This window comes from Alsobacter metallidurans, assembly GCF_014636935.1.
Lineage (GTDB): Bacteria > Pseudomonadota > Alphaproteobacteria > Rhizobiales > Beijerinckiaceae > Alsobacter > Alsobacter metallidurans.
The window spans coordinates 589,610-599,372 of record NZ_BMES01000001.1 but is presented as its reverse complement, the minus strand read 5'-3'; the positions used below and the strand labels follow the sequence as shown (position 1 = coordinate 599,372).

Genomic DNA, 9,763 nt, shown 5'->3' with positions numbered 1-9,763 from the left:
TCTCGACCCAGGGAGGGGACGCTTCCGGAGCGGTCCGTTGCGGGGTCGGGGCGCGGCGCCTGCGCGGGTGGGGATACCGGACCCACCCTCCCGGGAGGCCTTTCTGGAGCGGCCGGAGGGTGGGCACGGGGGTCACAGCCCGTACAAACTCATCACCAGGCAGTCAGCCCGCCCGCCCCACACTACGGTGGGGCCGTGGACGCGGCCACCTTAACACCCTCTTGGTCGCTGCCCACAAGGAGCGGCCACGAGGAAGGAGCGCGGGTCGGAAAGGTTCAAAATCGCCGGTCGCGAGGCGTCGGCCCGTCCGAATCCTACGCGTAAAACCCATGATGGGCCGGCGCCTCGCGGCGCCCCTCCACCGATCGCCTCACCTCCGCCCGGACGGAGAACGCGGAGCCATGCTTGAAGCAAAGCCCAAACCTCTCGGCCGTCGTTGCGAGCGCCAGCGAAGCAATCCAGCCTAACAGCCGCGCTCTTAGACTGGATTGCTTCGCCTCCGGCTCGCAATGACGGGAGTAGGTTGAACCTTTCCACCGTCATGCCCGGGCTCGACTCGGGCATCCACGCGCTGGGCTCCGGCGTGGATGGCCGGGGCGAGCCCGGCCATGACGGAGAGGTGGAGCCTCGAGAGCCGGACGTCCACGACCTGACATCTGCCGTTATGCCGGCCCAAACCCGGGAGCAAGCGCCCGGCCGGACCGCCTCAGCGCAGGTTGGCGCAGAAGCGCTGGATCTTGTTGCAGGCGTCCTCGAGCAGGGCGTTGGAGGTCGCGTAGCTGATGCGGAAGTTGGGGCCGAGGCCGAAGGCCGAGCCGTGGACGGCGGCGACGCCTTCCTGCTCCAGCAGGCCGGAGACGAAGTCCTCGTCCGTCTCGATCAGCTTGCCGGACGGCGTGGTCTTGCCGATCGCCTCCGCGCAGGACGGATAGACGTAGAAGGCGCCCTCGGGCGTCGGACACTTGAGGTACTTCGCCTGGTTCAGCATCGACACCACGAGATCGCGGCGCTCCTCGAAGGCCTTGCGGGCCGTCGCGATGTAGTCCTGCGGGCCGTTCAGGGCCTCGACGGCCGCCCATTGGGCGATCGAGCAGGCGCCGGAGGTCTGCTGGCCCTGCACCATGTCCATGGCCTTCATGAGCTGCTCGGGCCCGGCCGCGTAGCCGATGCGCCAGCCCGTCATCGCGTAGGCCTTGGACACGCCGTTCATCGTCAGCGTGCGGTGGATGAGGTTCGGCTCGATCTGGGCCGGCGTGGTGAACTGGAAGTCGCCGAACACGAGGTGCTCGTACATGTCGTCGGTGAGCACCCAGACATGCTCGTGGCGGACCAGCACGTCCGTGATCGCCTTCAGCTCGTCGCGCGTGTAGGCCGCGCCGGACGGGTTGGAAGGCGAATTCAGGATCACCCACTTGGTGCGTGGCGTGATGGCGCGCTCCAGGTCCTCGGCCTTGAGCTTGAAGTCGTTCTCGAGCGGGCAGTCGACGAACACCGGCTTGCCGCCGACCAGCAGCACCATGTCGGGGTAGCTGACCCAGTAGGGCGCCGGGATGATGACTTCGTCGCCGGCGTTCAGCGTGCACACGAAGGCGTTGTAGAGCACCTGCTTGCCGCCGGTGCACACGATGGTCTGGCCGACCTTGTAGTCGAGGTCGTTCTCGCGCTTGAACTTCTTGACGATGGCCTCGCGCAGCGGCTGGATGCCGGAGACGGGCGTGTACTTGGTCTCGCCGCGCCGGATGGCGTCGATGGCGGCCAGCTTGATGTTCTCGGGCGTATCAAAATCCGGCTCGCCCACCGAGAGGCTGATGATCTCGCGGCCTTGCGCTTTCAGGTCCCGGGCCTTCTGCGTCACCGCGATGGTGGCGGAGGGCTTTACGCGGGAAAGAGCGTCGGCGAGAAAGGCCATGATGGGGCTCCGAGAACGGTGTCGGTCAGCGCTGGCGCGGCCCGCGACAGTGGGGGGCGCTCAGGCGGGCGGACCCTAGTGCGGGCACGCAATCACGGCAAGCCAAAAGCCGTGATCGGTAAGGTCAATGGGAGGAATGATATGGGCTTTTCACGTCGCGCCGCGCTGGCGGCCGCCATCCTGTGCGCCTGCGCGGCGCCATCAGGCGGCGTCCTGGCGCAAGGCTTTCCGAGCCGCACGATCACGCTGGTGGTCCCCTACCCGGCCGGCGGCCCCGTGGACGTGGTGGCCAGGCTGATCGCCCAGGAGGCCGGGGCGGAGCTGAAACAATCGATCATCGTCGAGAATCGCGCCGGGGCGAGCGGCATCGTCGGCTCGCAGGCGGTCGCGCGGGCCGAGCCGGACGGCTACACGCTGGTGCTGGGCACCAACCAGACGCACGCCACCAACCAGAGCCTGCTGAAGACCACGCCCTACGACGCCGCCCGGGACTTCGCCCCGGTGGCGGGCGTCGCCGACATCCAGCACGTGCTGGTGGCCCGCAAGGACCTGCCGGCCGAAACGGCGGCCGAGCTGGTGAAGCTCGCCAAGGACAAGCCCGGCGCGCTCACCTACGGGTCCACCGGCAACGGCTCGGCCTCGCATCTGGCCGCCGAGCTGTTCAAGACGCGGGCCGGGATCGACCTCCTGCATGTGCCGTTCAAGGGCGCGGCGCCGATGACCACCGAACTCCTGGCCGGGCGCATCGACGTCGCCTTCGCGACGCTGCCGAGCGTGATTTCGCAGATCGAGGGCGGCGAGCTGAAGGCGCTCGCGGTGGCGAGCGCGACGCGCGCCGCCAAGCTGCCCACCGTCGCCACGCTGGGCGAGCAGGGCGTCTCGGGCGTGGAGGCGGACGCCTGGTTCGCGCTGTTCGCGCCGGCCAGGACGCCGGACGCCGTGGTGGAGACGCTCTACAAGGCCGTGGCGGCGGGCCTCGCCAAGCCGGCCGCCCAGGACGCCATGGCGCGGCAGGGCCTCACGGTGGCGATGAAGACGCCGCAGCAGCTCGGCGCGATGATCCCCGGCGAGATCACGAAATGGGCCGAGGTGATCCGCATCTCGGGCGCGAAGGTGGATTGATGCTGCTCGCCGTCATTGCGAGGAGCGAAACGACGAGGCGATCCAGACGCCGGGCGAAAGGCTCGGCGCTCACTGGAGCAGCGTCAGCTGGATTGGATTGCTTCGCTCCGCACGCAATGACGGAGAGAGGCTCAAAACAAAAAAAGGGCCGGACGTCGCGAGACGCCCGGCCATTTTGGAGTCGTTCCGGATCGAAACCCGAAAACCGTCCAGAGGGGAACGGTCCAACGTGGGCTCAACACCGGGAGGGGGAAGGTGGAGACCACGACCGGAACCACCCCCTATATGCGGGGCGGGAGCCCCTCCATCAACGCATATGCTCTCATATCAGGCATGCGGTGAGCGCGTGTTGAGCAGAGGCTGCACACCCGTCGGGCGCCTCGCCTCAATCCGCCCGAACCGGCGGATACAGCGCTTCAGCGTCGGCCCGGAAGGCGCGCCGGGCGTCGTCGCGGGCGTAGAACATGTGGCCGCCGGGGTAGACCTGGAGGCGCAGCCGATCGCGCCCGCCCAGCGGCGGCAGTTGCGCCAGGAGGAGCTTGTTCTCGAAATAGGGCGTCACCAGATCGGTCGCGCCGTGCACCACGAGCGCCTTCAGGTTGGGATCCAGCGCCAGCGCGTCGCGCAGGTCGCCCAGCGCCTCCGGGGCGCTACGCCGGCCGCCCCACTGCCACTGCGCGTTCACCTCGCGGTTCAGCAACCGGTAGGGACGATCGATCCGCCAGCCGAGGCGGCGGTACAGGTCCGTCATCGCGGACGAGAGCGGCGCCTCCACGGCGTCGAGCACCGGGTCGTCGCCGTGGCCGGCCGACGCCGCATAGGGCTGAGGGTCGATGCCCGTCACGGTGGCGTCATACGCGCTGGAGAGCCGCCCGCGCTGCCGCTCCCGCGCAAAGGTCGACACGTCGACGCGCCCGGCGAGGCGGCGAACGAGGTCCTTGTTCAGGCCCGTCAGCGCCGAAACCCGGTCGGTCATGCGGCCCACCGCGGCTTCGTCGTTCGGGCCCTTGAGCAGGTCGGCCATGAACTCGCCGGCGGCGTAGCGCTCGGCGTCCTCCATGGCCTTGGGGTCGAGCGGGCCATCCTGGCGCGCCCCCGCCATGGAGGGCAGTTCGGTGACCCAGCGCAGCGGCGAGTGGCGCGGCTGGAAGCGCCAGGCGAAATCCAGCACGGGCGACAGCATCACGACGCCGCGCACGCCGACGCCCTGGCTGCCCTGCAACTCGCGGGCGAGGCGCGGGGCGCGGTAGCCGCCATAGCTCTCGCCGAGCAACACCTTGGGCGACGCCTGCCGGCCGTTCTTCTCCACCCATTTGCGCACCACGACGCCAAGCGACGAGATGTCGGCGTCGACGGACCAGAAGCGTTTTCTGAGATCGTCCCCGCGGGCCGTCGACCAGCTGTAGCCGGTCCCGACAGGGTCGATGAAGACGAGGTCGGTGAAGTCGAGCCAGGTTTCGGGGTTCGGCGCCGTGACGGGGCTGTCGGATGGAGCCGGCTTCTCCATCGGCAACCGCCAGGGGCCGACCGCGCCGATGTTGAGATAGGCGGACGCCGCGCCGGGGCCGCCATTAAACGCGAAGGTCAGCGGCCGCTTGCTCGGGTCGCCGCCGACGCGCTGGAAGGCGACGAAGCCGACCTCGGCCAGCAATGGCCCGCCCTCGCCGTCGAACAGCGGGATCGAGCCCAGCGTGGCGGTGAATTTCAGAGTGCGGCCCGGCAGCTCCAGCGTGTGCTCGGTGACCGAATCGGCCGGGAACTTGCGGGCGTCGTCACGCGCCTTGTCGGCCTTCTCGGCCGGTTGCTCGCCCTGTTCGGCCCGCTGCGGGCGCCCTTGCTGGGCGGGCGCGGGCTCGGTCAGCGCCAGGCTGCCGAGCGCGACCGCGATGCAGAGAGCCGGGCCGGCGTGGCGCAGAGGCGATAGAAAACGCATGAAGGCTCCCAGGCGGCTCAAAGGAACAGGATCGTAGCCGCGCCGCTGCGGCGAAATGGGGGCGACCGTGACATGGAAACCATGTTTGGCCTCAACTCGCTCACAAACGTGCGTCAAACGGAACCGTTGCCGTCAGCGGCGAATTGGTCGGACACGTGCTTTCCGGAGAGTTTTTCCCCATGATGAGTCGGCGTTTCGTCGCCCTTGGCCTGCCGTTCGTGCTCGGCGGTTGCGTTTCCACCCGCCCGATGCCGATGGTGTCGAACATGCCGCGCCGGCCCGGCCTCGATCCGGCCTATTACGCGATGTATGGCGAATTGCCGGACGAGCGGTTCCCGGTTCCGGCCGTGAACATCGACGAGATCGACCCGACCTACCTGCGCCGCCCCGTGGCGTTTGACGGCGCGGAGCGGTCGGGCACCATCGTGGTCGATCCGGACCAGAAGTTTCTGTACCTGGTGCAGGAAGGCGGCCGGGCCATGCGGTACGGCGTTGGCGTCGGGCGCGAGGGCTTCGGCTGGAGCGGCAATGCGACAATCAAGCGCAAGGCCGAGTGGCCGACCTGGACGCCGCCCTCCAGCATGATCCTGCGCCAGCCGGAGCTCGAGGAATACGCCAACGGCATGCCGGGCGGCCCCGAGAACCCGCTGGGCGCACGCGCGCTCTACCTCTACCAGGGCGACCGCGACACGTTGTATCGCATCCACGGCACCACCGAGCCGCAGACCATCGGCACCCGCGTATCGTCCGGCTGCATCCGGCTGATCAACCAGGACGTGATCGACCTGCATCGCCGCGTGCCCACCGGCACCCGCGTGGTGGTGCGCGGCAGCAGCGGCGCCTTCGACGAGTTCAGCTGAGCCAGCCAGAGCGGCGCCGCGCTGCCTGTGGAGCGTGGCGCCGGCGCCGCGCACCTCGTCGCCAAGGCGTGCTAGCAGAGACTCCGCCCAGAGTCGGGCGCGTGGCGTATGAGGCGTTGATGAAAGCCGGGATCGACATGGGCCTGACGTCCGAGGGGACGGCCGCCCTTCTCGACCTCGAGGAATTGCTCGCGACCCGCCTGCTGGTGCAGGGCAATTCGGGGTCCGGCAAGTCACATCTGCTGCGCCGGCTGCTGGAGCAGAGCGCCAGTTGGGTGCAGCAGGCGATCATCGACCCGGAGGGCGACTTCGTCACCATGGCGGACCGGTTCGGCCACCTCGTGGTTGACGCCGCCCAGAGCGAAAACGACCTGCAGCGGATTGCCGCGCGGGTGCGCCAGCACCGGGCCTCGGTGGTGCTGAACCTCGAAGGCCTCGACGTGGAAGGCCAGATGCGCTGCGCGGCGGCGTTTTTGGGCGGTCTCTTCGACGCCGACCGCGACTACTGGTACCCGATGCTCGTGGTGGTGGACGAAGCGCAATTGTTTGCGCCCGCAGCCGCCGGCGAAGTTTCGGACGAAGCCCGCAAGCTGTCGCTTGGGGCCATGACCAACCTGATGTGCCGTGGCCGCAAGCGCGGGCTGGCGGGCGTCATCGCCACCCAGCGCCTCGCCAAGCTGGCCAAGAACGTTGCGGCGGAAGCCTCCAATTTCCTGATGGGCCGCACCTTTCTGGACATCGACATGGCGCGCGCCGCCGACCTGCTCGGCATGGAGCGGCGCCAGGCCGAGATGTTCCGCGACCTGGAGCGCGGGCGGTTTATCGCGCTCGGTCCCGCCCTGTCGCGCCGGCCGCTGCCGATGCGCATCGGAGATGTCGAGACACAGGCGCGCAGCGCCAGCCCCAAGCTGCTGCCGCTGCCGGACGCGCCGGCCGAGGGGATGCACGAGCTGATCTTCGAGGCGCCGGACCCGGAGCCCGTGCGCGTCCACCGGCCGCGCGTCGCCCCGCCGCCGACCACGGCCGACATTATGGCGCAGCTCGCCCGCCATCGTCCGGCCGAGCCGGCCGCCGAGGCCGCACCCGCCATGGCGCCCGAGGAGCGCGCCGCACTGATGGACGACATCCTGCGCGAGATCATGGCCGATCCGGACGCCGCCTTCGCGTCGATCGCGGTGCTCTACCAGGACTTTCTCGTGCGCTGCCGTATCCGCCGCGTTTCGGGCGAGCCCATGGGCCTGCCCACGTTCCGGCGCAGGCTGGCGGTGGCGCGGGCCGGCGCGCAGCCGGGCCAGGCGGACGAGGCCTGGGACAAGGCCGTGGCGTTCGCGGCCGAACTCGAGGAGGACATCCAGGCGGTGTTCCTGCTGATCGCCCGCGCGGCGCTTGAGAAGGAACCCTGCCCGTCCGACGACGACATCGCGCGCGCGTTCGGCAGCCGTTCGCCGGCCCGGGCCCGGCGCATCATCGCCTACATGGAGAGTCGCGGCATCGTGGTGTGCCGGACGGACCTGCGCGGCAATCGGATCGTGGCGCTGCCCGATCTCGGATGCGAGACGGCGGCGGCGGACGCGGCCCCCAAGCCTGCCGTGGCCGCGCGGGAAGCCACGGCGGCGCCCGACCTGTTCGCGAGCGGCTGAGAGCCGGAGGCGCTCAGGACAGGAACGCCAGCTTCCCAAGCCACCCGAGCCCCGCCAACAGCCCCGCCATCAAAAGCCAACCCGAATACATCGTCGCATACTCCGTTAACCACGCGCCATCGAACGCCGGACAGGGGCCCATGTTCCCGGTTCGGCGGTGGTTTGGCGAAGCTCCCTCAAAATGAATCCGGCGCGAAGGCCGGTAAGCCGGGGGGAATTTAAAGAGCGTTCACGAATTGCCGGTAACGCTAGAGCCTGACCACAGAATCAGGGCCGCGCGCCCGTTGCTTCTGCGCACCGGAATTTTGTCTGCCTGAGGAGCCGCCTCGTGAGCCTCGCCTACGACACTCTCGCCGACTACGGCGCCAACGCGTCCTCCGAGGCCATGCAGCGGATTGTGACCTTCAAGGTCGACAGCCGCAGCTTCGGGGTTGATGTCGCGTCGGTTCGCGAAATCAAGGGCTGGCAGCCGACGACGCCGCTACCCAACGCCGCCTCGCACGTGCTGGGCGTCATCAACCTGCGCGGCGCCATTATCGCCGTGTACGACCTTCGACGCCGCCTCGGCCTGGGCGCCAGCGTGATCTCGCGCTCGAGCGTGGTGATCGTGGTGGACCTCGGCGAGCGCCTCGCCGGACTGCTGGTGGACGCCGTGTCGGACATCGTCGACATCCAGATCTCGTCGCTGCGCCCCGCCCCGGAGATCGCCGGAGAAGGCGACGACATCCTGCAGGCGCTGGTGGTGAAGGGCGACGAAGTCGTCGCCCTTCTGGACCTCGCCTCGGTTGTTCGCGAAAGCGCCACCGTCCTGAACTGAGTTTCCGTTCGACGGATGCGAGAAGGGGACCCGCGAGGGTCCCCTTTTTCGTTGGCGGGTCAGACAGGCTGCCCGTCATTGCGCGCCAGAGGCGAAGCAATCCAGTCTAAAAGTTGGGCGTTAGGCTGGATTGCTTCGCTTCGCTCGCAATGACCGGAGGGTGCGGCAACCGTTGCATCACACCGCCGTCATCCCCGGCGACCTGCGCAGCAGGTCGGGAAGGGGATCCAGAGCAAAGGCGCAGCTGCCCTGGATTCCCTTCCCGGCGCTGCGCGCCGCCGGGGATGACGGAGAGATTTGTGTTTGCTGAAGGAGAAGCGCCCGCTCGCCTCAGCCCCAAACCTCGCGGCTGATGTCGACGATCATCTGCAGCTTGGCCCACTGCTCGTCCTCGGCCAGCGTGTTGCCTTCCTCCGTGGAGGCGAAGCCGCATTGTGGGGACAGGCAGAGCTGGTCCAGCGGGGCGTGGCGGGACGCTTCCTCGATGCGGCGCTTGATGTCGTCTTTTTGCTCCAGGACTCCCGTCTTGGAGGTGACGAGGCCGAGCACGACCGTCTTGCCCTTGGGCAGGAAGCGCAGGGGCTCGAAGCCGCCGGCGCGGTCGGTGTCCCACTCCATGAAGTAGGCGTCGACGTTGACCTCGTTGAACAGCAGCTCGGCGATGGGCTCGTAGCCGCCGCTGGCCACGAAGGTGGAGCGGAAGTTGCCCCGGCACAGGTGCATGGAGATCACCATGTCGCTCGGCCGCCCCGCGATGGCGGTGTTGATCATGCCGGCGTAGATGTGCGGCTGCTGCACCGGGTCGTCGCCGCGGTCGGCCAGCATCTTGCGCTGCTCGGGATCGCACAGATAGGCAAAGCTGACGTCGTCGAGCTGCAGGTAGCGGCAACCCTCGTTGGCGAAGGCCTGCACCGCGCCGTGATAGGCCTGGCCGAGGTCGGCGTAGAAGTCGTTCATGTCCGGGTAGAGGCCCATGTTGATGAGCTTCCGGCCGGAGCGGTAGTGCAACATGCTGGGCGACGGAATCGTGAGCTTGGGCGTGGAGCCCTTGCCGCTCTTCTCGGCCGTTTCCTTCAGGAAGCGGAAATGGCGCAGGAAGGGATGCCCCGAGAAGCCGATCTGGCCGGTGACGCGCGGGGCCTCGTTCTTGGTCTGCACGCCCGAGAACTGGATGCCCTGCTCGACTTCCACCTTGGTGACGCCATCGAGGTTCCAGAGGAAGTCGTAGTGCCACCAGGAGCGGCGGAACTCGCCATCGGTGACGGCCTTGAGGCCGATCGCCTCCTGCTTGGCCACCACGGCGGCGATCTCGCGATCCTCCACGGCGGTGAGCTCCTCGGCCGAGATCTCGCCGGCGGCGTGGCGGGCGCGGGCGTCCTTAAGGGCGGCGGGCCGCAAGAGGCTGCCGACCATGTCGGCGCGGAATGGTGGGGCGGTGCGGCTCGTCATCGGGCGTCTCCCTGGAATGCTTTTCGTGGTTGT

General features: G+C 68.7%; 7 protein-coding genes. 4 read left to right on the top strand and 3 right to left on the bottom strand.

From position 1 onward, the window contains the following. Nucleotides 1–706: 706 nt before the first annotated feature. The gene (locus IEV99_RS02640; RefSeq protein ID WP_188516169.1) at nt 707–1,909 is read right to left on the bottom strand and encodes a pyridoxal phosphate-dependent aminotransferase; all 1,203 of its coding nucleotides are present in this window, start codon (nt 1,907–1,909) and stop codon (nt 707–709) included. A gap of 141 nt (nt 1,910–2,050) precedes the next feature. On the opposite strand from IEV99_RS02640, the gene IEV99_RS02635 reads away from it, so the two are divergent. Then, on the top strand, nt 2,051–3,031 hold the full coding sequence (locus IEV99_RS02635) for a Bug family tripartite tricarboxylate transporter substrate binding protein (protein ID WP_188516168.1): 981 nt from the start codon (nt 2,051–2,053) through the stop codon (nt 3,029–3,031). Between the two features lie 385 nt (nt 3,032–3,416). Here the strand turns inward: IEV99_RS02635 and IEV99_RS02630 are convergent, their stop codons facing one another. Beyond that, complete coding sequence (locus IEV99_RS02630; protein WP_188516167.1) at nt 3,417–4,964, bottom strand: S10 family peptidase; 1,548 nt, start codon at nt 4,962–4,964, stop codon at nt 3,417–3,419. A gap of 182 nt (nt 4,965–5,146) precedes the next feature. On the opposite strand from IEV99_RS02630, the gene IEV99_RS02625 reads away from it, so the two are divergent. From IEV99_RS02625 to IEV99_RS02615, 3 genes are all read left to right on the top strand, one after another. Continuing rightward, nucleotides 5,147–5,824 (top strand): L,D-transpeptidase, encoded by a 678-nt coding sequence (locus IEV99_RS02625; RefSeq protein WP_371875775.1) that lies wholly within the window; start codon nt 5,147–5,149, stop codon nt 5,822–5,824. Nucleotides 5,825–5,943: 119 nt separating this feature from the next. After that, entirely contained in the window at nt 5,944–7,464 is a 1,521-nt protein-coding gene (locus IEV99_RS02620; protein WP_188516165.1) for a helicase HerA domain-containing protein, read from the top strand. Between the two features lie 328 nt (nt 7,465–7,792). After that, complete coding sequence (locus IEV99_RS02615) at nt 7,793–8,281, top strand: chemotaxis protein CheW (RefSeq protein ID WP_188516164.1); 489 nt, start codon at nt 7,793–7,795, stop codon at nt 8,279–8,281. Between the two features lie 330 nt (nt 8,282–8,611). On the opposite strand, the gene IEV99_RS02610 is transcribed toward IEV99_RS02615, so the two are convergent. After that, nucleotides 8,612–9,730 (bottom strand): 5-methyltetrahydropteroyltriglutamate--homocysteine S-methyltransferase, encoded by a 1,119-nt coding sequence (locus tag IEV99_RS02610; RefSeq protein ID WP_188516163.1) that lies wholly within the window; start codon nt 9,728–9,730, stop codon nt 8,612–8,614. Between the last annotated feature and the right edge of the window lie 33 nt (nt 9,731–9,763).

What these genes read in the sequence shown, in the direction of transcription:
- IEV99_RS02625 (WP_371875775.1), top strand. Translation starts at nt 5,147, where the DNA reads ATGAGTCGGCGTTTCGTCGCCCTTGGCCTGCCGTTCGTGCTCGGCGGT.
- IEV99_RS02640 (WP_188516169.1), bottom strand. Translation starts at nt 1,909, where the DNA reads ATGGCCTTTCTCGCCGACGCTCTTTCCCGCGTAAAGCCCTCCGCCACC.
- IEV99_RS02610 (WP_188516163.1), bottom strand. Translation starts at nt 9,730, where the DNA reads ATGACGAGCCGCACCGCCCCACCATTCCGCGCCGACATGGTCGGCAGC.
- IEV99_RS02635 (WP_188516168.1), top strand. Translation starts at nt 2,051, where the DNA reads ATGGGCTTTTCACGTCGCGCCGCGCTGGCGGCCGCCATCCTGTGCGCC.
- IEV99_RS02630 (WP_188516167.1), bottom strand. Translation starts at nt 4,964, where the DNA reads ATGCGTTTTCTATCGCCTCTGCGCCACGCCGGCCCGGCTCTCTGCATC.
- IEV99_RS02620 (WP_188516165.1), top strand. Translation starts at nt 5,944, where the DNA reads ATGAAAGCCGGGATCGACATGGGCCTGACGTCCGAGGGGACGGCCGCC.